Source organism: Amycolatopsis sp. NPDC088138 (genome assembly GCF_044741685.1).
GTDB lineage: Bacteria > Actinomycetota > Actinomycetes > Mycobacteriales > Pseudonocardiaceae > Amycolatopsis.
The window spans coordinates 1274970-1297370 of record NZ_JBIUTB010000002.1; the positions used below are offsets into that span (position 1 = coordinate 1274970).

At 71.3% G+C, this 22401-nt stretch carries 24 protein-coding genes; 21 read left to right on the forward strand and 3 right to left on the reverse strand.

What is annotated here, in order from left to right:
• Positions 1–11: 11 nt before the first annotated feature.
• The 3 genes from ACIOD2_RS13595 to ACIOD2_RS13605 are packed head-to-tail and all read left to right on the forward strand — an operon-like array spanning position 12 to position 2106.
• Positions 12–575 carry a TetR/AcrR family transcriptional regulator gene (locus ACIOD2_RS13595; protein ID WP_400537463.1) on the forward strand — a complete coding sequence of 188 codons (564 nt, stop codon included), beginning with the start codon at positions 12–14 and terminating at the stop codon, positions 573–575.
• A 53-nt stretch (positions 576–628) separates the two neighbouring features.
• Entirely contained in the window at positions 629–1486 is an 858-nt protein-coding gene (locus ACIOD2_RS13600) for an oxidoreductase (RefSeq protein ID WP_400537465.1), read from the forward strand.
• Complete coding sequence (locus ACIOD2_RS13605; RefSeq protein WP_400537467.1) at positions 1486–2106, forward strand: TetR/AcrR family transcriptional regulator; 621 nt, start codon at positions 1486–1488, stop codon at positions 2104–2106. The genes ACIOD2_RS13600 and ACIOD2_RS13605 overlap by 1 nt, the downstream gene beginning before the upstream one ends.
• A 26-nt stretch (positions 2107–2132) precedes the next feature.
• Here ACIOD2_RS13605 and ACIOD2_RS13610 read toward each other — a convergent pair whose 3' ends face one another.
• Positions 2133–2669, reverse strand: a complete 537-nt coding sequence (locus ACIOD2_RS13610; protein WP_400537469.1) for a TetR/AcrR family transcriptional regulator — start codon at positions 2667–2669, stop codon at positions 2133–2135.
• 73 nt (positions 2670–2742) lie between these two features.
• Here ACIOD2_RS13610 and ACIOD2_RS13615 point away from each other — a divergent pair, with 73 nt between their 5' ends.
• From ACIOD2_RS13615 to ACIOD2_RS13625, 3 genes are all read left to right on the forward strand, one after another.
• On the forward strand, positions 2743–3783 hold the full coding sequence (locus ACIOD2_RS13615; RefSeq protein WP_400537471.1) for an aldo/keto reductase: 1041 nt from the start codon (positions 2743–2745) through the stop codon (positions 3781–3783).
• Positions 3784–3819: 36 nt separating this feature from the next.
• Positions 3820–4176: a VOC family protein gene (locus tag ACIOD2_RS13620; protein ID WP_400537473.1), complete on the forward strand. Its 357-nt coding sequence runs from the start codon at positions 3820–3822 to the stop codon at positions 4174–4176.
• 104 nt (positions 4177–4280) lie between these two features.
• On the forward strand, positions 4281–4709 hold the full coding sequence (locus ACIOD2_RS13625) for an organic hydroperoxide resistance protein (protein ID WP_400537475.1): 429 nt from the start codon (positions 4281–4283) through the stop codon (positions 4707–4709).
• On the opposite strand, the gene ACIOD2_RS13630 is transcribed toward ACIOD2_RS13625, so the two are convergent.
• Positions 4710–5558 carry an SDR family oxidoreductase gene (locus ACIOD2_RS13630; protein ID WP_400537477.1) on the reverse strand — a complete coding sequence of 283 codons (849 nt, stop codon included), beginning with the start codon at positions 5556–5558 and terminating at the stop codon, positions 4710–4712.
• A gap of 93 nt (positions 5559–5651) precedes the next feature.
• Here ACIOD2_RS13630 and ACIOD2_RS13635 point away from each other — a divergent pair, with 93 nt between their 5' ends.
• The 10 genes from ACIOD2_RS13635 to ACIOD2_RS13680 all read left to right on the forward strand — a co-directional run bounded on the left by ACIOD2_RS13635 (position 5652) and on the right by ACIOD2_RS13680 (position 16933).
• Positions 5652–6239, forward strand: coding sequence for a TetR/AcrR family transcriptional regulator (locus ACIOD2_RS13635; RefSeq protein ID WP_400537479.1), 588 nt, complete (start codon positions 5652–5654; stop codon positions 6237–6239).
• 26 nt (positions 6240–6265) lie between these two features.
• Positions 6266–6907, forward strand: coding sequence for a TetR/AcrR family transcriptional regulator (locus ACIOD2_RS13640; protein ID WP_400537481.1), 642 nt, complete (start codon positions 6266–6268; stop codon positions 6905–6907).
• Between the two features lie 90 nt (positions 6908–6997).
• A complete protein-coding gene (locus ACIOD2_RS13645; protein WP_400537483.1) occupies positions 6998–7813 on the forward strand; it encodes an alpha/beta fold hydrolase in 816 nt (271 codons plus the stop codon).
• 6 nt (positions 7814–7819) lie between these two features.
• A complete protein-coding gene (locus ACIOD2_RS13650) occupies positions 7820–8683 on the forward strand; it encodes a VOC family protein (RefSeq protein ID WP_400537485.1) in 864 nt (287 codons plus the stop codon).
• A gap of 34 nt (positions 8684–8717) precedes the next feature.
• Entirely contained in the window at positions 8718–9311 is a 594-nt protein-coding gene (locus ACIOD2_RS13655) for a TetR/AcrR family transcriptional regulator (RefSeq protein ID WP_400537487.1), read from the forward strand.
• Positions 9312–9452: 141 nt separating this feature from the next.
• The gene (locus tag ACIOD2_RS13660; RefSeq protein ID WP_400537489.1) at positions 9453–10079 is read left to right on the forward strand and encodes a cysteine hydrolase family protein; all 627 of its coding nucleotides are present in this window, start codon (positions 9453–9455) and stop codon (positions 10077–10079) included.
• A gap of 38 nt (positions 10080–10117) precedes the next feature.
• Entirely contained in the window at positions 10118–10882 is a 765-nt protein-coding gene (locus ACIOD2_RS13665) for an alpha/beta fold hydrolase (protein WP_400537491.1), read from the forward strand.
• Positions 10879–12498, forward strand: a complete 1620-nt coding sequence (locus tag ACIOD2_RS13670) for an FAD-dependent monooxygenase (RefSeq protein ID WP_400537493.1) — start codon at positions 10879–10881, stop codon at positions 12496–12498. The genes ACIOD2_RS13665 and ACIOD2_RS13670 overlap by 4 nt, the downstream gene beginning before the upstream one ends.
• 20 nt (positions 12499–12518) lie before the next feature.
• Entirely contained in the window at positions 12519–14621 is a 2103-nt protein-coding gene (locus ACIOD2_RS13675; protein ID WP_400537495.1) for a hydantoinase/oxoprolinase family protein, read from the forward strand.
• An 11-nt stretch (positions 14622–14632) separates the two neighbouring features.
• Positions 14633–16933, forward strand: a complete 2301-nt coding sequence (locus ACIOD2_RS13680; RefSeq protein WP_400537497.1) for a hydantoinase B/oxoprolinase family protein — start codon at positions 14633–14635, stop codon at positions 16931–16933.
• 3 nt (positions 16934–16936) lie between these two features.
• Here ACIOD2_RS13680 and ACIOD2_RS13685 read toward each other — a convergent pair whose 3' ends face one another.
• Entirely contained in the window at positions 16937–17536 is a 600-nt protein-coding gene (locus ACIOD2_RS13685) for a TetR/AcrR family transcriptional regulator (protein WP_400537499.1), read from the reverse strand.
• 119 nt (positions 17537–17655) lie between these two features.
• Between ACIOD2_RS13685 and ACIOD2_RS13690 the strand changes: the two genes are divergently transcribed.
• The 5 genes from ACIOD2_RS13690 to ACIOD2_RS13710 all read left to right on the forward strand — a co-directional run bounded on the left by ACIOD2_RS13690 (position 17656) and on the right by ACIOD2_RS13710 (position 22367).
• Positions 17656–18219 carry a hypothetical protein gene (locus tag ACIOD2_RS13690; protein ID WP_400537500.1) on the forward strand — a complete coding sequence of 188 codons (564 nt, stop codon included), beginning with the start codon at positions 17656–17658 and terminating at the stop codon, positions 18217–18219.
• 1 nt (position 18220) lies between these two features.
• Positions 18221–19639: a dihydrolipoyl dehydrogenase family protein gene (locus ACIOD2_RS13695; protein ID WP_400537502.1), complete on the forward strand. Its 1419-nt coding sequence runs from the start codon at positions 18221–18223 to the stop codon at positions 19637–19639.
• An 82-nt stretch (positions 19640–19721) separates the two neighbouring features.
• Complete coding sequence (locus ACIOD2_RS13700; RefSeq protein WP_400537504.1) at positions 19722–20333, forward strand: esterase/lipase family protein; 612 nt, start codon at positions 19722–19724, stop codon at positions 20331–20333.
• 4 nt (positions 20334–20337) lie between these two features.
• The gene (locus ACIOD2_RS13705; RefSeq protein WP_400537506.1) at positions 20338–21888 is read left to right on the forward strand and encodes an MFS transporter; all 1551 of its coding nucleotides are present in this window, start codon (positions 20338–20340) and stop codon (positions 21886–21888) included.
• Positions 21888–22367 carry a MarR family winged helix-turn-helix transcriptional regulator gene (locus ACIOD2_RS13710; RefSeq protein WP_400537508.1) on the forward strand — a complete coding sequence of 160 codons (480 nt, stop codon included), beginning with the start codon at positions 21888–21890 and terminating at the stop codon, positions 22365–22367. The genes ACIOD2_RS13705 and ACIOD2_RS13710 overlap by 1 nt, the downstream gene beginning before the upstream one ends.
• Positions 22368–22401 lie beyond the last annotated feature (34 nt).

The window sequence follows — 22401 nt, forward strand, 5'->3', positions numbered from 1 at the left end:
TCGCGAAGGCCATGACACCTCCACGGAGCACCCTGAGAGCCGATGCCCAGCGCAACCGCGAGCACCTGATCGCCACGGCCGCCGAGGCCTTCGCCTCGGGGCAGACGATTTCCCTGGACGCGATCGCCAAACGCGCGGGCGTGGGGAGTGGCACCCTCTACCGGCACTTCCCCACCCGGGAGGACCTGGTCGAGGAGGTCTACCGCGACCAGATCCGCCCGCTGCGTGACGACGCGCGCGTTCTGCTGGCCACCGAGCGGCCCGCGCAGGCTCTGCACGCCTGGATGCGCCGCTTCGCCGAGTGGGCGGCCGAACGGCGCGGCATCTGTGAAGCCCTGGTGGCCATGAGTGCCTCCGGGCGCTTCGGCACCGGACCGGTCTGCGACGAGGTCCTGCAGATCCTGGGGATGGTGCTCGACGCCGGCGCCGAAGCGGGAGAGCTGCGCGGCGACCTCGATCCGGTCGACGTCGGCGGCATCCTCGCCGGCGTGCTCTCCGTGGCCGGCGCGCCCGGGCAGCGCGCCCAGCTCAGCCGCATGCTCACCGTCGTCGTCGACGGGTTGAGGCCGCGATAAGGAGAGAGTCGACACAGTGTCGATTTTTCTGGACACGGCGTAGAGTCGTGGGCATGACGAATCGAACGTTTCTCATCACCGGGGCGAGCAGCGGCCTCGGCCGCGCCTTCGCGCAGGCCGCGCTGGCGGCCGGGCACACCGTCGTCGGCACCGTGCGGAAGGCCGAAGACCTGGCGAAGTTCGAGGCGCTCGCGCCCGGGCGCGCCCTTGCGCGGCAGCTCGACGTGACGGTCGACGAAGCCGTCTTCGACGTGGTGGGCGAGGTCGAGCGCACCGTCGGCCCGATCGAGGTGCTGATCGCGAACGCCGGCTACGGGCACGAGGGCGTGTTCGAGGAGGCCACGATGGCCGACCTGCGAGCGCAGTTCGACGCCAACGTGTTCGGCGTCGCGGCCACGGTCCACGCGGTGCTGCCGGGCATGCGGCAGCGGCGCTCCGGGCACATCCTCGCCGTCAGCTCGATGGCCGGGCTGATGACGGTGCCCGGGATGGCGTACTACTGCAGCAGCAAGTACGCGGTGGAGGGGATGCTGGAAGCGCTGTCCAAGGAGGTCGCGGGCTTCGGGGTCCGGGTGACCATCGTCGAGCCGGGTTCGTTCCGGACGAACTGGGCGGGCCGCTCGATGGTCCGCAGTGACCGGTCGATCGCCGACTACGACGAGCTGTTCGAGCCGATCCGTGCGGCTCGGCAGGCCGCCAGCGGCCACCAGCTGGGCAACCCCGCCAAGGCCGCCGAGGCCGTGCTCGAGGTGATCGACGCGGAAAAGCCGCCGGTGCACCTGGTGCTCGGTTCGGACGCGCTGAGGCTCGTCGGCAACGGCCGGGCCGCCGTGTCCGCGGACATCGAAGCGTGGGAAGAGCTGTCCCGCTCGACGGACTTCCCGGACGGTCACCAGATCGCGGCGAACTGATGCCCGATCCGGTCAAGGCGGGCCGGCGGCGCTCCGCCGCACCGTCCAAAGGGGACTTACGTGAGCAGGAGATCCTCGAAGGGCTGGAGGATCTCCTGGGCGTCAAGAGCTTCGACGCGCTCACGACCAGCGACATCGCCGAACGCGCCGGGCTCTCCCGGGCATCGACCTACTTCTACTTCAGCTCCAAGCAGGAGGCGCTGGTCGCGCTCTTTGCGAAGATAGTGGAGTCACTGCGCGAGAAGTCCCGTGCGGCGGCCGATGATCCCGCCGCACCCCGCGACGCGATCGCGACGGCGATGACGCGCACCCGCGACCGCTGGCACGAGCACGGCCTGATCATGCGCGTGGCGATCGACCAGGCTTCGGCCATCCCCGAACTGGGTGCACTGTGGACGGAGACCGCGGACATCTTCATCGACGCCATCACGGCGATCCTGGTGCGGGCCGGTGTCGCGTCCCACGAGGGACCCGACGGCGCCCGGGCCCTGGCGGGCGCGGTCTGCTGGATGGTCGAGCGGACGTTCTACCACGCGTCGGCGGTCTCTCCCGAGGCGCTCGACCAGGCGTCGGAGACCTGCCGGGTGGTCTGGCTTCGCGCCGCGGGACTCGAGCCCTGAGGTGACACCGTGCTGGGCTGATCGCGTCACGACTCGATGATCGCCACGAGAGCGGTGACGAACGGGGCCGGGTCGAGGTCGCCGCGGACGGCGAGCTGCTGGGAGTAACCGCCGCACAGGGTCACGAACGCTTCGGCGATCCGGTCCGCTTCGGCCGGCTCGCGGCCGGGCAGGAGCCCGGCCACCGCGGCGCGCAGCTCGGCGAGCTGGCGGCGGACGAGGTCGGCGAGCGGCGGGGAGACGGCGGCCTCGGCGTAGATCTGGGCGACCAGCCGGGCGTGGTCCTCCTCGCGCGCCATGGTGCGGACGTGCTCGAGGAAGTCGTGCGCGGACTCGGCCGTCAGCTCGGTGGGGAGCGCTTGGTTCGACTGCTCGCAGATGGCGGCGACGATCTCGTCCTTGCCCTTGAAATAGCGGTAGATCGCCCCGGTGGACAGGCCCGAGGCCTCGACGAGGTCGGTCATGGACGTCCGCGCGAAGCCGTGGCTCGCGAAGCGGGCACGGGCCGCGTCGAGGATCTGCTGACGTCGTGCGTCGAGGTGGGCCTGGGTGACTCTCGGCATAAAAGAACGACCATTCGTTTTTTGTGGTAGCGTCCGAACCCTACCCCACCGCTCGTGCCCTCGAGGAGATTCCGTGCGCTACCAGACATTCGGCCGGCAGAGCGGGTTGCGGGTCTCGGAGTACGTCCTGGGCACGGCCACGTTCGGCACGGCCCCGGCCGCCGCGGGCCTGGCGGGCGCCAAGGCGATCTTCGAGGCGTTCGTCGCGGCCGGCGGCACCACGTTCGACGTCTCGAACATCTACCAGAACGGTGAGGCCGAGACCGTGCTCGGTGATCTCCTCGGTCGTGAGCGCGACGAGTTCGTGGTGATCACCAAGTACAGCGGGACCAGGCAGGCCCAGGTCCGGCCGGGGACCACCGGCAACAGCCGCAAGACCATGATCCGCTCCCTGGAGGAGAGCTTGCGGCGGTTGAAGACCGGCTACGTGGACGTCTTCATGCCCCACTTCCCCGACGGCGTGACCCCGGTGGCGGAGATCCTGGCCGGCTTCGAAGACCTGGTCCGCGCGGGCAAGATCCGCTACGGCGGCCTGTCGAACTTCCCGGCCTGGCGGGTCGCGGGCGCCGCCGTCCGGTCGGAGCTGAGCGGCTCTTCGCCGCTGGTCGGCATCCAGACCGAATACAGCCTGGCCGAACGCTCCGCGGAGCGGGAGCTCCTCCCGATGGCGCAGGCCCACGGGCTGGGGGTCGTCCTGTACTCCCCGCTGGCGGGTGGGCTGCTGACCGGGAAGTACCGGCAAGGTGCGCAGGGCAGGCTCAGCGCCCGGGCCGATGCGGACACCGGGCAGCGTGCCGCCGTGCTCGACGCGGTCCTCGCGGTCGCCGAGGAGATCGGGACGGGCCCGGTCCAGGTCGCGCTGGCCTGGCTGCGCCGTCGCGCCGGGCGGGCCCAGACCTCGATGATCCCCATCGTCGGCCCCCGCACCCCGGCCCACCTGCAGGGCTACCTCGACGCCCTGGACGTCGAGCTCAGCCGGGAGCAGTACGAACGGCTGGACGAGGTCAGCGCGATCCGCCTGGGCACCCCGCACGAGGACGTGGCGGCCGCGTTGGCCCACGGCCTCGACGGCGACCGCGGCCTCCTCGACACCTCGCTCGTCCCCGTGCACTGACCTCCGATCCGACCCTCGATTCCCCTGGAGCACCCCGTGCCCGTAGCCACCATCGCCGCGATCAACCTCGAATGCGCCGACCCCGCCGCGCTGGCCCGCTTCTGGGCCGACCTGCTCGGCGGCGAGCTGGCGTTCGAGACACCGGGCTTCTGCGCGGTCAAGGCCGGCCCGATCCACCTCGGCGCGGCCCTGGTCGACGGCTACCGGCCGCCGACCTGGCCGTCGGACGAGCGCTCGCAGCAGCTGCACCTCGACCTCGCGGTCGAAGACCTCGACACCGCCGAATCCGAAGCGATCCGGCTCGGTGCCACGAAAGAAGCGCACCAGCCCGACCCGGAACGCTTTCGTGTGCTTCGTGATCCGGCCGGCCACCCCTTCTGCTTGCGAGCTTGAGAGGGAGAACGTTCGGTCTTGACAGCGACGAGCGGAGCTCTCATGATGGAAAGCGATAGAACGTTCGGTATCGCGAACTCGCGATCGAGAAGGGACTTCCCGTCATGAGCAAACCCCTGTACGTCGGCATCGCCACCTCGACCGGCGACGGCCGGGCGGGAGGGCAGGCGCGGTCCGACGACGGCCTGCTCGACATCACCCTGGCGATCCCCAAGGACATGGGTGGTCCCGGTGGGGCGACCAACCCGGAGCAGCTGTTCGCGGCGGGCTGGGCCTCGTGCTTCCACTCGGCGCTCAAAGCCGTTGCGGCACAGCGGAAAGTCCCGGTGACCGACTCCGCGGTCGTCGCCGAGGTGCAGGTGCACACGACGCCCGAAGGCGGGTTCACCCTCAGCGCCGCGCTGCACGCCGAACTGTCCGGTGTGGACCAGGCGGCAGCCGACCAGCTCGTCGAGGCCGCCCACGCGGTCTGCCCGTACTCCAACGCGACGCGCGGCAACATCCCGGTGACGGTCGACGCGACCGTCGCCTGATCACTCCGTGAAGGCGACCGTCGCCGCGAGGTCCTTCTGGGCTTCGAGCGCGGTGAGACGTTCGCTCAGCGCCGCGTGGACGGCGTCGTAGGTGTCGGCCCCGAGGGCGAGGCGCACGGGCGGGTTCGGGTCGCGGGTGGTCCGGAAGACAGCGGCGGCCAGCTTCGCCGGGTCACCGGTCAGGTCGTCGTCGCCGATCGCTTCGAGCCGGCGCCGCGTCCGGCCGACGACGTTGTCCCGATAGGCGGTCGTTTCCTCGGTGTACCGCAGGGCCGAAGCGAAACCGGTGCGAGTGCCGCCGGGCTCGACGATGGTGAGGTGGACGCCGAAGTCCGCGACCTCGCGGGCGACGCTTTCGGTGAAGCCTTCGAGTCCCCACTTGCCCGCGTGGTAGGCGCTGTGCGTGGGGATGGCGACCTGCCCGCCCATGCTGGAGATCTGGATGATCCGGCCGCCGCCCCGCTCGCGCATCGACGGCAGGAACGCCCGCGTGATCAGCATCGGGGCGAGCAGCAGCACCTCGATCTGGTCCCGCACCTGCTCGGCGGTCATCTCCTCGGCGGCGCCCACGACCGCGTAGCCGGCGTTGTTGACCACGACGTCCACCGGGCCGGACCGCAGGGTCCGTTCGACCACCGCGGTGACGTCGGCCGGCCGGGTGAGGTCCAGGGTTTCCACGGTCAGCCGGTCGCCGTGGGCCTCGGCCAGGTCGTCCAGCGCGGCCGCGCGGCGGGCGGTGGCGGTGACGCGGTCGCCGTGCCGCAACGCCTCCTCGGCGATGTGGTGACCCAGTCCGCCGGAGGCGCCGGTGACGAACCAGTGGCGCACGGGCTTGTCCGGAATGGACATGTGAGCTCCTGACGTAGGATGCTAACCGGAACAGATTCCGCTAACGACTTTAAGCGGAATCCGTTCCGGTATGCAAGCGGAGAAGGGACTCGCATGGCCGCCGCGCCCCGCCGGACCAGGAGTGACGCGCTCCAAAACCGGGCCCGTCTCCTGGAGGTCGCCGCGCAAGCGTTTGCCGACGAGGGCCTGGACACCGCGCCGGCCGCGATCGCCCGGCGTGCCGGGGTCGGTGTCGGCACGCTCTACCGGCACTTCCCGACCCGGGAGGTCCTGGTCGACGCGGCCTACCGGCACCAGCTCGCCCGGGTGTGCGAGACGGTCGCCGAGCTGGTCGGCCGGTACCCGGCCGCCGAGGCCACCCGCCGGTGGGTGGCCCACTTCCTCGACTACGCCGCGGCCAAGAGCGGCATGTCCGCGGCGCTCGACGCCGTCGTCGCCGCCGGAGCCGATCCGTTCGCCGACAGCCACACGCTGCTCACCGGCGCGGTCGGCCGCCTTCTCGAGGCCGGCGCCCGCGACGGCACGCTGCGCGCCGACCTCACCCCCGACGTCGTCCTGCTGCTCATGGGGGGCACCGCCTACTCGGTCCGGCACGGCACACCGGCCCAGGCCGGTCAGCTCGTCGACCTGCTGATGGACGCGCTGGCCCACGGCACGGCCCCGCGCCCGGTGGGGGAGTGACGCCGAAGCGGACCTATCATGACCGCATGGTGAGGGATTCCGGCTCCGCGCCGACCGCTGCCGGACTGAACAGCCGGGAAGTCATCTTGAACGCGGCCCGCGCCCTCGTCGGCGAAAAGGGTTACGACGGCATGGCCATCTCGGACCTGTGCGCGCAGGCCGGCCTTCCGCCGAGCTCGATCTACTACCACTTCGGCAACAAGCTCGGCGTCCTGGCGGCCCTGCTCGAGCGCACCTTCGAAGAGCTGCACGCCTTGTTCCCCAACCCCTCCACGTACGACGACCTGGCGCCGCTCGAACGTCTCGAAGCGTGGTTCTCGGCGGCCTGCAGCTCTCTGGACCGGCGGCCGGACTACCTCCAGCTGCTGGTCGCCATCAGTGTCGGCCCGCAGAAGGACGCCGAGGCGGTCCAGGCGACCGTGCGCCGCATCCGTGACTACGCCCACTCGTCCTGGGTGGCGGCGCTCACGCCGATCTTCGCGCCGAACGGCGGCAAGAACAACGAAGCCCTCGTCCAGCAGCTGGCCGTCCTCGGGCGTGCCCTGACGGACGGGCTTTCGGTGACCAACAGCTTCGACGGCATGAGCTACAGCTCGCAGGTCGTCCCGTTCGTCTCGCTGGTCCGCGGTTTGGCGGAGCACCGGGACGCGGCGAAGCGGAAGCGCTGAAACCGCAATACTCGGAGCGCCACCCGACCTTGAAAATGCTGCCGTCCGTCGTATAGTGAGCGCTACATACACTCGAACGAGGACGGCACAGTGACGAGCACCTTGGATGCCGGAGACGCCCGGCTGGCCTACATCGACGCCGGTTCGGGCACCCCCGTCGTGTGGCTGCACGGCTCCGGGCCGGGCGCCACCGGGATGAGCAACTTCGGCGGCAACCTGCCCGCCTTCGGGGACTTCCGGAACATCGTGGTCGACCTGCCGGGCTGGGGCCGGTCGCCGCGGCCCGAGACGGACGAGCCGCTGATCTTCCACGCCGCCGACCGGGTGTGCCGGTTGCTGACGGCGCTGGGGATCGAGCGGGCCCACCTGGTCGGCAACTCCTACGGCGGTGCCGTGGCCATGCGGATCGCGATGCGCCACCCGGACCGCGTCGACCGGCTCGTGCTCATGGCGCCGGGCGGGGTCCTCCCGGCCGACGCGCCGCCGTGGCCGGTCGGGCTCGACCGCCTTTTCGGTTACATGGCCGCGGAAAAGCCTTCGCGCGAGGCCATGGCCGAGTTCGTGCGCCTGATGGTCTTCGACGAGTCGCTGGCGACCGAGGCGCTCATCGACGAGCGCTACGAGTCGAGCCTCCGGGCCCACCCCGAGCTGCCGATCCCGCCGAACTTCGGTGACCTGACGCCTGACCTGGGCCTCGTCGCCGCCCCCACGCTGCTCGTCTGGGGCCGGGAAGACCAGACCGTTCCGCTGACCTGGGCGTCCAGGATCCTTGGCGGGATCCCGAACGCGGAGCTGCGGGTGCTGCCGCATTGCCGGCACTGGGTCCAGTACGAGCGCGCGCCCGAGTTCAACCACATCGTCCGCGAGTTTCTGCAGGGCGGCGCGGCCGCCGCATCGGAGGGATGACACACCGTGGGTATCAGGAAACTGGGCTACGTCGGCCTGAACGTCACCGACGTCGACGCGTGGACCGGCCTGCTCGGGCGCACGCTGGGGATCGGCGTCACGCGCGCCAAGTCCGGCACGGACGAGGTCACGCTGGCCGAAATGGACGAGTTCAAGTACCGCGTCGCGCTCTATCCGTCTACTGAGGACAGTCCGCGCGAGCTGGGCTGGATCGTCGACACACCGCAGGAGCTGGACCGGCTGACCCAGCGCTTGGAGGACGCCGGTTTCGGCGTGTCGGACGGCTCCGCGGAGGAGCGGGAGCTGCGCGGCGCCACGCAGCTCCGCTGGTTCACCGACCCGGTCGGGTACCGCGTGGAGCTGGCGGTCGGCGAAGCCAAGGTGCGTCTGGGCGTCGAGCGCCCGGCCGGCGGCCCCGGTGTCACCGGTCTGGGCCACCTCGTGCTGGCCAGCCCCCAGGTCGCGGAACTGCGTGCGCTCTACGAGTCGGTGCTCGAGTTCAAGCTGACCGACTACCGGGCCCCCGGGCTGTTCTTCTTCCGCTGCAACCGCACCCACCACAGCATCGCGCTCGCGAGCGCGGAAACGCCGTCGATCCACCACCTCGAGTTCGAGCACGGCTCGATCGACGACGTCGGGCGGGCCTACGACCGGGCGAAGGCCAATGACGTGCCGATCTCGATCAGCCTCGGCAGGCACATGAACGACAAGGCGATCTCCTTCTACGTCCGGAACCCCAGCGGGTTCCACCTGGAGATCGGCTGCGGTGGCATCGAAGTGGGGGACGACTGGGTCCCGCACGACTTCGGGCGCTCGGACGAGTGGGGCCACCACCACGCCGAAGCCAATCCGTTCGCCGCGCCGAAGTAGAGGACCGAACGTTCTATCTGTTACACTCGGTCCAATGGTGCACAACACGCGAGGTCAGGTGTCCGAAGCGCGGTCGAGGCTGCTCGCGACGGCGACCCGGATCTTCTACGCGGAGGGTCTGCACTCCGTGGGGATCGACCGGATCGTCGCGGAGGCGAAGGTCACCCGCGCCACGCTGTACCGGCACTTCCCCAGCAAGGACGACCTGGTCGTCGCGTACCTCCAGGGCGTTCACGAGATGGAGCGCGAGGGGGCCGACAAGGCTCTCGCCAGCGGCCTTTCGGCGGCCGACATCCTGCGTACCATCGCCAAGTCGATCGCCGAGGGCATCCAGTCGGCCCACTTCCGCGGCTGCGCCTTCCTCAACGCGGTGGCGGAGTACCCGGACCCCGAGCATCCCGTGCACAAGACCGTCCTCGCCCACCGCGAATGGTTCCTGGGCACCGTCACGGACCTGCTGGCGCAGGTCGGAACGACGCCGCCGGGGCTCGCGGGCCGGCACTTCGTGATGCTTCGGGACGGCGCGATGGCCGCGGGCTGCCTGTCGGACCCGCCCGAGGTCTGTGACACGTTCCTCCAGGGTGTCGACGGGATCCTGCAGTTCCGCATCGACGCCGCGTCGAAGTAACACCCGGCCGGCACCGGACCGGGCACGACGCCCGGTCGCGGTAGCCAACTCGTCTTCGCGGTTGTAGAGTGAGCGCTACATACACAACGGCCGAGGTTCTTCGACCCGAACCCGGAACCGTCGGAAGGCGGTGGCTGAAGCATGAACAGTCCGGTGCTCGACGCGGCCCGCACCGCGGTGCTCGTCATCGACATGCAGAACGACTTCGTGGAGGAGGGCGCGCCGCTGGAGTTCCCGGAAGGGCGGCGCGTGATCCCCGCCATCCAGCGGGTGCTCGACGCCGCGCGCCGCCGGGACATGCCGGTGATCCACGCCGCGCACGTCCACCGGCCCGGCGGGGCGGACATGGGCGTCCACCGCGAGCTGTACCCGCCGGTGGCGGCCGGGGAGGCCCTGGTCGACGGCGAGCGCGGCGCGGAGATCCACCCCGGGCTCGCGCCGCTCCCGGGCGAACCCGTCGTCAAGAAACACCGCTACAACGCCTTCTACGCCACCGATCTCGAGATCATCCTGCGCGGACTCGGTGTGGAGACCGTGGTCCTCACCGGGATGACGACCGAGTGCTGCGTGCTCGGCACGGCCCGCGGCGCCCTCGAACGCGGGTTCCGCTCCGTGGTGCTCTCGGACGCCTGCGCGTCCTGCGACTACCCCGACCTCGGCGCCGGTCCCATGTCCGCCGGGGAAATGCACCTGGCCGCCCTGCGCGTGATGTCCCTGACTTCGTCGCGGTTGAGCGGCACCGACGAGTTCCTCTCGCTGCTGCCGTAACCGGCGACCCGACCCACGATCCCTTGAGGAGGCTGCAGGTGCCGGCCACATCCCAGGCAGACCCGGTCCTCGTGCTGCTGCACGGCGGCGGCCCGGGTGTCGACGCCGCGAGCAACTGGGCGAGCGTGAACTCCCGGCTGTCCGGCGACTTCCGGTGCCTGGCCCCGGATCTCCTCGGGTTCGGCACGCAGATCGCCGGAACGGGCGGGCTCAAGGGCCCGCAGGCCTGGGCGCTGGCCCGAGCGCGGCAGGTGCTGGACGTCCTCGATCGCCACGGCCTCGAACGCGTGCACGTCCTCGGCAACTCGGCCGCGGGCGGCGCCGCGGCCTTGGCCCTGCTGTCGGTGGCCCCCGGCCGGGTCGGCCGCGCCGTCGTCATGGGGGGAGCGGGCACCGGGCCGCTGCCGCCGGCGGTTCCCTTCTACGACAAGCCGACCAAGAAGACCATGCGAGCCACCCTCGGCCGGCTGGTCGCCGACGAGAGTGTCCACGAAGGACTCCTCGACGAGCTCGCCGAGATCCGGCTGGGGAAAGCCCTGCGCCCCGGCGCCGAGTCGGCGTTCCGGTCGATGTTCGCCGACGTCGTGGGCGGCCCGCCGCCCGTCGACCTCACGAAGATCACCACCCCCGTCCTCGCGCTGCACGGCGAGCGTGACCGGGTGTCGCCGGTCGAGGTCTCCGAACGCCTCGCCGACGCCCTGCCGCACGGTCGCCTGCACGTGGTGGCCGGGGCCGGGCACTGGATCCACGTCGACCGGCCGGACGAGTTCTGCAAGCTGGTGGGGGAGTTCCTGAGCTCATGACACCGCAACCTGCCACGCACGAGGTCCTGATCGTCGGCGCCGGTCCCGCCGGCCTGACCCTCGCGATCGACCTGGCCCAGCGCGGCGTGGCGTGCCACGTCGTGGAGGCGACCGACGAGCGGGGCGTCAACCCCCGGTGCAACACCACGTCCGCACGGTCGATGGAGATCTTCCGCCGGCTCGGGCTGGCCGAAGAAATCCGGCGGGCCGGGCTGCCGGCGGACTACCCCACCTCGATCCAGTACCGGACGACGTTGAGCGGCGAGGAGATCTTCCGCATCGACCTGCCGTCGTCCGGTGACGTCCTGGCCGGTGTGGGTCAGGACGGCTGGCCCACCCCGGAGCCGCAGCACCGGATCTCGCAGCTGTACCTCGAGCCCATCCTGGAGCGGCACGCGCGCCGGTTCCCCGGCCTGACCCTCGAACGCGGCACCCGGCTGGTCGAGCTCCGGCAGTACGACGACCACGTCGACGCGGTCGTGGAGACCGCCGGGAAGCGTCGCGCCCTGCACTGCGCGTACGTGGTCGGCTGCGACGGCGCCCAAAGCGCCGTCCGACGGCAGCTGGGAATCCGTTACGAAGGGGTCGACGCGATCCAGCAGTTCGTGTCGACGTTCGTCCGCTCGCCCGAGCTGGGCCGGCTGGCCGCTCGCGACCGGGCCTGGACGTACTGGACCTACGGCCGCCGGATCGCGTCGCTGATCGCCATCGACGGGAAGTCCTTGTGGCTCAACCACGTCGCTTTCGCCCCCGGCCACGACACCGAGAACGAAGACCCCGAGCAGTTGCTGCGGGAGTCGGTCGGGGCCTCCGTCGAGCACGAGGTGCTCGGCGTGGTGCGCTGGACCGGCCGCCGGCTCGTCGCCGAGCGGTACCGCACCGGGCGCGTGTTCCTGGCGGGCGACGCGGCCCACATCTGGATCCCCGTCGGGGGGTTCGGCATGAACGCCGGCATCCAGGACGCGGCGACGCTGGGGTGGATGCTGGCGGCGGTCCGCCGCGGGTGGGCGCCACCGGAGCTGCTCGACGCGTACGAGCAGGAGCGCAAGCCGGTGGGTGAGCAGTTCGCCACCGCGGTGGGCGCGCAGGCCCGCACGTCGTTCGCGGACGTCTCACCGGACATCCACCGGGGAGACGCCGAGGGCGAGCGGGCTCGCGCGGAGTTCGCCGAGCGGCTCGCGATCTCGGAGCCGCACCGCTATTCGCCCGACGGCTTCAGTTTCGGTTACCACTACGCGGGCTCGCCGCTCGTGGTCGGCGGCGAGGACCAAGCCGTGATCACCATGGGCGACTACCAGGACCGGGCGAGGCCCGGTTTCCGGTTGCCGCACGTCTGGTTCGACGACGGCCGGTCGGTGTTCGACGTGCTGGGGCCCGGCTTCACGCTGCTGCGGACGGATCCGCACGCCGCCGTGACGCCGTGGACCCTGGCGGCCCGCGAGCTCGGGATTCCCCTGACCGTCGTCGACCTGCCCGGACGGTGGCCGGACCGCTACCCCGCCGAGCTGCTGCTCGTGCGCCCCGATCAGCACGTCGCCTGGATGGGCGGATCGGACGCCGCGCCCGGCGAGCTCCTCCACACGGTCACCGGGCGCGTCCCGGCCCACCAGCGGTAAAGATCACCAGGAGAGCACCAATGCCATACGCACTGGGCATCGACGTGGGGGGCACCTTCACCGACGCCGTGGCCTCGGACGGGGCCGGCCGGATCGTTTCGGCCAAGACGCCGACCACCCCGCCGAACCGCGAGGCCGGCGTCATGCGGGCGATCGACGACCTGGCGGCCGAGCTGGGCATCGGCGTCGGCGAGCTGCTCGCGCAGACCGACTACATCGCCCACGGCACGACCGCGTCGATCAACGCGCTCGTCCAGGGCGAGGTGGCCGACGTCGGGCTGATCGCCACCAAGGGGCACCGGGACGCGATCTACATCATGAACGCCGAGGGCCGCACCCTCGGCCGGTCGGCCCACGAGATCCAGGACACGCTCCGGCAGCGCAAGCCCGCGCCGCTGATCCCGAAGTACCGGGCGCTCGAAGTCACCGAGCGGATCGACCACGCCGGGAAGGTGCTGGTGCCGCTGGACGAGGACGAGGTCCGCCGCGTCGCACTGTCCCTTGTGGACCAGGGCGTCGAGGCGATCGCCGTCTGCCTGCTCTGGTCGTTCAAGAACGGGTCCCACGAACGGCGCGTCCGCGAGCTGATCCACGAGATCGCCCCGGACCTGTACGTCACCCTCTCCTCGGAGGTCAGCCCGCGCATCCGCGAGTTCGCCCGCACCTCGACGACGATCATGAACGCCCAGGTCGGGCCGCGGCTGCGCACCTACCTGCTCCCGCTGCAGAAGCAGCTCGAGGAGGGCGGCCTCAAGGGACCGCTGCTGGTCATGCAGAGCGAGGGCGGCACGATCACCGCCGACCGGGCCCCGGAGCACGCCATCACCACCGTCGGGTCCGTCCTGTCCGGCGGCGTGATCGGCGGGATGCGGCTGGCCGAGCAGCTCGGGCACCGCAACGTCATCACCACCGACGTCGGCGGCACGACGTTCCTCGCGGGGCTGATCGTCGACGGGGAGCCGGTCATGGCGCCGGGCTCCATCGTCAACCAGTTCCCGATCAACGCGGCGACGATCCGGGTGCACACCATCGGCTCGGGCGGCGGGGCGCTCGCGTCCGTGGACGAGGGCGGGAACCTGCGCCTCGGCCCGCAGAGCGCCGAAGCCGTCCCCGGCCCGGCCTGTTACGGCAACGGCGGGACGCGGCCCACGAACACCGACGCCAACCTGGTGCTCGGCATCCTGAGCGAGCGCGGCCTGCTCGGCGGCCGGAAGCCGCTGCGCATGGACCTGGCGCGGGAAGCGATCCGGGAGCACGTGGCCGAGCCGCTCGGCCTCACCGTCGAGGAAGCCGCGATCGCCATCCACGAAGTGCAGAACGCGCAGGCAGGCGACCTCCTGCGCCGGGCCGTCGTGCAGGCCGGCTACGACCCCCGCGACTTCGTCGTCTACGCCTTCGGCGGCGCGGGGCCGGCCCACTGCGCCGGCTACTGCCAGGACCTGGGCGTCGGCGCGGTCGTCGTGCCACTCGGTCCCGTCGCGTCCGCCTTCTCGGCCTACGGTCTCGCGGCCTCGGACGTCGCGGTGAGCGCGGAACTGTCCGACCCGTCCTCCTTCCCGGTCGACCACACGGTGCTCGAGTCCCACTTCGCGCGGTTGGAAGCCGACCTGCAGCGCGCGCTGGACCGGCAGAAGGTGAAGTTCCACGACGTGTCCCTGCACCGCGAGATCGACCTGCGGTACTCGATGCAGGTGACCGAGCTCGCGACGGCGGTGCCGGACGCGAAGTTCACCGAACGCACCGGTGACGAGATCCTCGAACGCTTCGAGGACCAGTACGAGCGCATCAACGGCAGCGGCGCCGGCTACCGCGAGGCCGGCGTCCAGGCGATCACCTACCGCGTGCGCGCCAAAGCCAGCCTCGGTTTCCCGGTCGGGCTGCCGGAGATCCCCCAGGCCGATAGTCCCGATCCCGCGGAGGCCCTGCTCGGGGAGCGTTCCGTCTGCCTCGACTCGCAGGCCGGTTTCGTGCCGACCCCCGTTTACGACTACGCCCGGCTGCGCGCCGGCCACGAACTCGCCGGGCCGGCGGTCGTCGACGTGCCCACGACGGTGGTCGTGGTGCCCGCCGGGGTCACCGGCCGCGTCGACCACCTCGGCAACCTCGTGCTGCGCTACCAGTGAGGACAGCTCCCATGCCATCCAGGATCCCCGGGGCGGACGAGTTCACCAGCCGTCCCATGCCCCGCGAAGAACTGCTGCGGCAGATCTCGCCCAGCCTCCCGCTGCACCAGATCGGCGACGCAGAGGTCGACGCCCTGACCTACGAGGTCGTCCGGCACCGGCTCTGGGCGATCACCCAGGAGATGGGCGAGACGCTGCGCCGGATGTCGGGCTCGCACGTCGTCACCGAGTCCAACGACTTCAACTTCTCCATCTGCGACGAGCTCGGCGAGCAGGTCCAGGTCGGCACCTACAACATCGGCCTCATCGGCTCGATGGACCTGGCCATCACCTGGACGTTGCGCCACCGCAGTGACAACCCCGGCATCGCCGAGGGCGACATGTTCCTGTGCAACGACCCGTGGATCGGCGGCGGGCTGCACCAGAACGACGCCGCGATCCTGGCGCCGATCTTCCACGACGGCAAGCTGTTCGGCTGGACGACGGCCATCGCCCACCAGGTCGACCTGGGCGGGCCGCGCCCGGGCTCCTTCAGCCCGTCCGCGCAGGACGTCTTCGGCGAAGCGGTCCCGACCCCGCCGATGAAGGTCGTCCGCGGTGGTGTGCTGCAGCGCGACATCGCCGACGCCTGGGTCCGCCGGTCCCGGCTCCCGCACCTGGTGGGCCTCGACCTGCGCGCCAAGATCGCCGCCAACAAGAACGCGGCCGAGCAGGTCCTCCGGCTCATCACCAAGTACGGCGCCGACACCGTCAAGGCCGTGATGCGCCGGATGATGGACGACGCCGAACGCCGGCTGCGCGCCAAGCTCGAGACCCTGCCCGACGGGACCTGGAGCGCGGTCGGCTACCAGGAACAGTCGCGGACCGGCGACCGCGGCCTGCACGCCATCAAAGTCGCGATGACCAAGGAAGCCGGCCGGCTCGTCTTCGACTTCCGCGGGACCGCCGCGCAGACCGGCATCATCAACTGCCCCTACCCAGGGCTGCGCGCCGGGATCGTGTTCACGATGCTGCCCTTGCTGGCCGGGGACATCCCGTGGGCCGCCGGTGGGTTGATGCGCTGCTTCGAGATCATCACCGACGAGGACACCATCACCAACGCGTCCTTCCCGGCCGCGGTGGGCAAGGGGCCCTTCGGGCCGGCCTGGGGCGCGGGCAACCTCGTCGCCGAGGTGCTCGCCAAGATGCTCGACGCCGAACCCGCCCACCGCACCGACGTGCAGTCCATCTGCAACGGCACCACCGACCTCTGCGTGGTGTCCGGAGTGGACACTCGCGGCGGGGGCAGCAAGGGATTCGTGTCACCCATCTTCGACGTCATGGCCGGTGGCTACGGCGCCCAGGTGCACCACGACGGCGTCGACACCGGTGGCCGGCTCATCATCCCGGCGGCGCGGGCCCCGGACGTCGAGATGACCGAGTACCTCTACCCGCTGGTCGCCCTGTGGCGCCGGGAGCAGATCGACTCCGGCGGACCGGGACGGCAGCGGGGCGGGATGAGCGGCTCGGTCTGCTACGTCCAGCACCCCGACCAGGAGGGGACGATGTCCCTGGTCGTCTCCGGATCCGGCAAGGTCGCGAACCAGAACGTCGGCCTGGCCGGCGGATATCCGGGCAACTCCCAGCTCGACCTGGTCGTGCGCGGGATCACCGAACCCCAGCTCGTCCAGGCGGCCACCATCCCCGGCCACCTGGGCGAGTTGGGCGGGGACATCGAGGTGCTGCCGTGCGAGGGCGAGTCGGACCTCGGCCCCCGCGACGCGCTCTACCTGCACTGGCAGGCCGGTGGCGGGTACGGCGACCCGCTGCTTCGCGCACCCGAAAGCGTGCTCGACGACGTCCGGCAGGTACGCGTGTCGGCGGACGCGGCCGAGGACGTCTACGGCGTCCTGCTCCGCGACGGCGAAGTGGACGTGACGGCGACCGGCGAGCGGCGCGACAAGCTGCGGCGCCGGCGCGCGTCCGGTGCCGGGCGGTCCGGCACCGGCCTCACACCGATCGGCCCGCCGGAGCTGGGCCACGCGCGCCGGCTCGACGACAACCTGGCCGTCCTGGCCGACGGGACGGTCGCGTGTGTCCACTGTGGCACCAGGATCGGGCCGCTGGCCGGAAGCGCGTACGTCGCGGCGCTGGCCCGCCGGGAGGTGGCCCCCACCGAAGCGGGGCCCCACATCTGGCACGACCCGCTGGAGTACGTCGACGCGGAGATCGTCTTCCGGCAGCTGTCCTGCCCCGGCTGCCTGACCGCGGTCCACTCCCGGGTCGTGCCCGTCGGCCACCCGCTGCCCGCCGACGACTACGGACCGGGCTGACCGTCAGTCCACTGTGGCCGGTGCGACGTGCGCCCGAAGGAGTCCCTCGACCCCGCGGAGGAAGGTTTCGGTGATCAGCGCCGGGTCGAACAGGCAGCCGGCGGCCATGGCGCCGTCGCGCAGCATCACGAAGTGCCGGGCGGCCTGCTCGGCGGGGGCTTCCCGGATCCGGGACAGCAGCTCTCTGACGGTGTCCAGGAACCACTGCCGGTGGGCGACCACGGCCTGGTGCACCGGGTGCTCGGGATCGGGGTATTCGGCGACGGCGTTGAGGAAGGCGCAGCCGCGGAAGCCGGGGGACCGGATGCCCTCGGCGATGGACCTGCTGACGGCTCGCAGGGTGTCGGCCGCGGGGAACCCGCCGGCGATCGTGCCCTCGGTCACCTCCCGGACGGCCCGGTCGCTTTCGCCGAGGTAGGCGAGGACGAGCTCTTCCTTGCCGGGAAAGTGCCGGTAGAGCGTCGCCCGGGTGACCTCCGCCTCGGCGATGATGCGGTCGACGCCGACGGCGTGGATGCCTTCGGCGTAGAAGAGCCTGGCCGCCGTGCCGAGTAGGCGCGACCGCGCTTCGGACGGCCGTCCCGCGGGTTCCGTGTGCTCCATGGGACGTAATCTATCAGATAGAACGTTCTGTCTTGACAATGCGGCGACCGGCCGCCAAGCTGAGTTGAGATAGAACGATCGGTCTTCCGGGGAACACTCCCCACAGTCTTGAAGGGATCATGGTGACTACTGTCGACTCGCCCGCCGTAGGTGGGTTCGCCCCCACGCTGCGCCGGTTGTACTTCGTGCGGTTCGCGTTCGCCATCGTGTGGGCGCTGCTGGTGTTCCTGACGACCAAGTCGGGCCTGGGGGCGATCGGCGTCGTCCTGGTCGTCCTGTACCCGCTGTTCGACGTGGGCTCGGCCGTCGTGGACGCTCGCTCGTCGAAGGGCTCCGGTTCGGTTCGCGGGATCTACGTGAACATCGCGATCAGCCTGCTGGCCACCATCGGCATCGGCGTTGCCGCAGCTTCCGGCATCCCGGCGGTGCTGCGGGTGTGGGGTGCCTGGGCGATCGTGTCCGGCATCGTCCAGCTGGTCGTCGGGATCGTCCGCCGCAAGATGGGCGGGCAGTGGCCGATGATGCTGAGCGGCGGCATTTCGGTGCTGGCCGGCGGGAGCTTCATCGCGGGGGCGGCCGCGCCGGGCGCGTCACTGACCAATGTGGCCGGTTACGCCGTGCTCGGCGGGATCTTCTTCCTCGTTTCGGCGATCCGCCTCGGGCGCGCCGCCAAGGGGAACTGACGTGACCACCTACGACGTCGTCGTCATCGGCGCGGGCCCGGTGGGGGAGAACCTCGCCGACCGGGTCGTCCAGGGCGGCCTGAGCGCCGCCATCGTCGAGCGGGAACTGGTCGGGGGCGAGTGCTCCTACTGGGCGTGCATGCCGACCAAGGCCCTGCTGCGCAGTGGAGCGGCACTGCGGGCGGCCCGGCAGGTGCCCGGCGCGCGGGAAGCGGTGACGGGTGAGCTGGACGTGGCCGCGGTGCTCCGTCGTCGCGACTCCTTCGCCTCGGACTGGCAGGACGACGGCCAGGTCTCCTGGCTCGAGTCGGCGGGCATCCCGCTGCACCGCGGGCACGGCCGGATCACCGCCGAGCGGGTCGTCGAGGTGACCGCCGCCGACGGCACCACGACCACGCTGACCGCGCGGCACGCGGTCGTCGTCGCCACCGGCAGCGGCGCGCTGGTGCCCGACATCGAAGGCCTCCGTGACGCCGCGCCGTGGACCAGCCGGGAAACGGTCGCCGCGAAGGAGGTTCCCGGCCGGCTCGCCATCATCGGTGGCGGGGTGGTGGCCTCGGAAATGGCGACCGCGTTCAGCGAGCTCGGGTCGTCGGTGACCGTGCTGGCCCGTGACGGCGTGCTACACCTCGCGGAGCCGTTCGCCGGCGAACGCGTCGCCGAGTCGTTGCGGGACAAGGGGGTTTCGGTGCGTGTCGGCGCCGAGGCCGGATCCGTCAAGCGCAACACCGACGGCACGGTGTCCCTCACGCTCACCGACGGCGAGCAGGTCGAAGCCGACGAACTGCTCGTCGCGATCGGCCGCACGCCGAACACCGGGGACATCGGCCTGGAGAGCGTCGGCCTCGAGCCGGGTGCCTGGCTCACGGTCGACGACACCATGCGGGTCGAGGGGGTCGAGGGCGGCTGGCTGTACGCCGCGGGCGACGTCAACCGGCGTGTTCTGCTGACGCACCAAGGCAAGTACCAGGCCCGCGCGGCCGGCGACGTCATCGTGGCGCGTGCGAAGGGCGAGGCCGTCGAGGACGGCCGGTGGGGCCGGCACGCGGCGACCGCCGACGAGCGCGCGGTGCCGCAGGTGGTCTTCACCGAACCGGAGATCTCGTCGGTGGGCCTGACCGCGGCGAACGCCGAGGCCGCCGGGCTGCGGATCCGGGTGATCGACTACGACCTGGCCGCCACCGCCGGGTCCCAGCTGCAGGCTGAGGGCTACCAGGGCCACGCGCGGATGGTCGTCGACGAGGACCGGAAGGTGATCGTGGGGTTCACCCTCGTCGGCCCGGACGTCGCGGAGATGCTGCACGCGGCGACGATCGCCGTGGTCGGCGAGGTGCCGCTGGACCGGCTCTGGCACGCGGTCCCGGCGTTCCCGACCGTCAGCGAGGTGTGGCTGCGGCTGCTCGAGGCCTACGGCCGCTGATTCTTCAGGCCGGTGTCCCGCGCCCAGTGCGACGGACCGGGACACCGGCACGCTTCCTTTCCCCGGAAGGGGTTTCTCCGTCATGCGTTTTCGCTTCTCCCGCCCGGCCGTCGCGGGCGTCACCGCGCTCACCCTGCTCGCCGGCACCGCATCGGCCACGGCGTCGGCCACCGGCGCATCGCCCGGCACCCCGAAGCCGACCATCGTGCTCGTCCACGGAGCGTGGGCGGACTCCTCGAGCTGGGCCCCCGTCATCGAACGGCTGCGCCGGGACGGCTATCCCGTGCGCGCCATCGCCGATCGGTTGCAGGGCCTCACCAGTGACACCGCCTACCTCACCAGCTGTCTGGCCACCATCGACGGCCCGAAGGTGCTCGTCGGTCACTCCTACGGCGGCGCTGTCATCACCAACGCCGCCACCGCCGTCACCGGAGTCAAGTCGCTCGTCTACATCGCCGGGTTCATCCCGGCCAAGGGCGAAACCCTCGGTGAGCTCGCCGCGAAGTCGACGCCGCCGCTGCCGCTGATCACCACCCCGGTACCCGGGGGTGCCGAGGTCACCATCGACCCGGCGCGGTTCCGCTCGGCCTTCGCCGGTGACCTCGACAAGACCACGGCGGCCGACCTCGCGGTCACCCAGCGGCCCGCCAACACCAGGGCCGTCACCGCGATCGTCGAGCAAGCCGCACGGTGACGTGATGACTGCCGAAGCCGGAACAACCACGCGCGCCGCGGCCGCGCCGATGACCCACAAGCAGATCCTGCAGGCCCTGTCCGGGCTGTACGTCGGCATCTTCGTGGCGATCCTGTCGTCGACGGTCGTGACGAACGCGCTGCCGACGATCGTGGCGGACCTGCACGCCGGCCAGAGCGTCTACACCTGGGTGATCACGGCGACGCTGCTCGCCACGACGGTGTCCAGCCCGGTGTGGGGCAAGCTGGCCGACCTGGTGAGCAAGAAGCTGCTCATCCAGACCAGCCTGATCGTCTTCACCGGCGGCTCGGTGCTGTCCGGGCTGTCCTCCGGCGCGGGGCTGCTGATCGCGGCGCGCGTGATCCAGGGCATCGGCGCGGGAGGTCTGCTCGCCCTGATCCAGGTGATCATCGCGACGATGATCCCGCCGCGGGAGCTGGGGCGGTACTCCGGCTACTTCGGTGCCGTGTTCGCGGTCGGGACGAGCGCCGGGCCGCTGATCGGCGGCCTGATCGTGGACACCGACTGGCTGGGCTGGCGCTGGTGCTTCTTCGTCGGCGCACCGTTCGCGGTCGTCGCCCTGATCGTGCTGCAGAAGACGCTGAACCTGCCGGTCGTCAGGGGATCCGTGAAGATCGACTGGGCCGGTGCCGCGCTGCTGACCGCCGCCGCGTCCCTGCTGCTGATCTGGGTGACGCTCGCCGGCGACGCGTACGCCTGGCTTTCCTGGCCGAGCGCGGTGATGCTCGGCGGCACTTTGCTGCTGTCACTCGTGTTCGTCGCCGTCGAACGGCGGGCCAAGGCCCCGATCCTGCCGCTGTGGCTGTTCCGCACCCGCACCGTCGTGCTGGCGATCACGGCCGGCCTCGCCATCGGCGTCGCCCTCTACGCCGCGACGACGTACCTGAGCCAGTACTTCCAGCTGGCCGAAGGCCGCACGCCCACGCTGGCCGGCATTCTCGCCCTGCCGCTGATCCTCAGCCTCGCGCTCGCCTCCACCATCGCCGGCCGGATCATCACCGCGACCGGCCGGTGGAAGCCGCTGCTGGTCGGCGGCACCGCGCTGATCGCCGTCGGGCTCGCGCTGCTCGGTTTCACCCAGCGCGACACCCCGTACTGGCAGCTCGCGCTCGCGATGGGGCTGCTCGGCCTGGGGCTCGGCGTCACGCTGCAGAACCTGGTCCTCGCCGTCCAGAACCAGGTGAGCCCGCTCGAGCTCGGCGCGGCCACCTCGTCGGTCTCCTTCTTCCGCACACTCGGCGGAACGATCGGTGTTTCCGCCCTCGGCGCCGTGCTGGCCGGCCAGGTCGGTCACCTCATCTCCGAAGGGCTGGCGAAGGCCGGGCTTCCGGTGGGTGCGCAAGGGGCCTCCCTGGTTCGGCCGGCCGAACTGCCCGCGCCCGTGCGGGCCGTCGTCGAGGAGGCGTACGGCCAGGCCACCGGCAGCATCTTCCTGTACGCGGTGCCGCTGGCGCTGGTCGCGCTGGTGTGCGTCCTGTTCATCCGGGAGGTTCCCCTGCGCACCTCCAACGCCGTGACCGCCAGGGAGCGATGATGCCCGACGAACAAATGATCGCGGACCTCGAACGCGAGTTCGCCGTCTTCGTACGACAGGACCGCGCCGCGTCGGGCCGGCTCGGCCGCGACGTGCACCCGGACCTCAAGGTCGCCGCGTACCGCCTGCTGGCGCACTTGGCCGATCGTGGCCCGCGGCGGCCCACCGAGCTCGCCTGTCACGTCGGAGTGACCTCTCCGACCATCTCACGTCAGCTCCAGCACCTGGAAGAACTGGGTCTCATCCGGCGCATGGAGGCGAGGGACGACGGCCGGGCGTACCTGGTGGCGCTGACCGACGAAGGCCGTCACCGCGTCGAGGAGGTCGGGCTCGCCCGCAGCCGGCGGCTGGACGAGCTCCTCGAGTCGTGGCCGGACCACGACGTCCGCACCTTCGCCGCACTGCTGGCGAGGTTCAACGGCGGTGCCGCCAAGCCGTCCAGCCAGTGCACCCGGATCGACGGCGTCCGCGGGTCGTGACCGCCCACGACCGGTGCGCGGCAGCGGTGAGTTC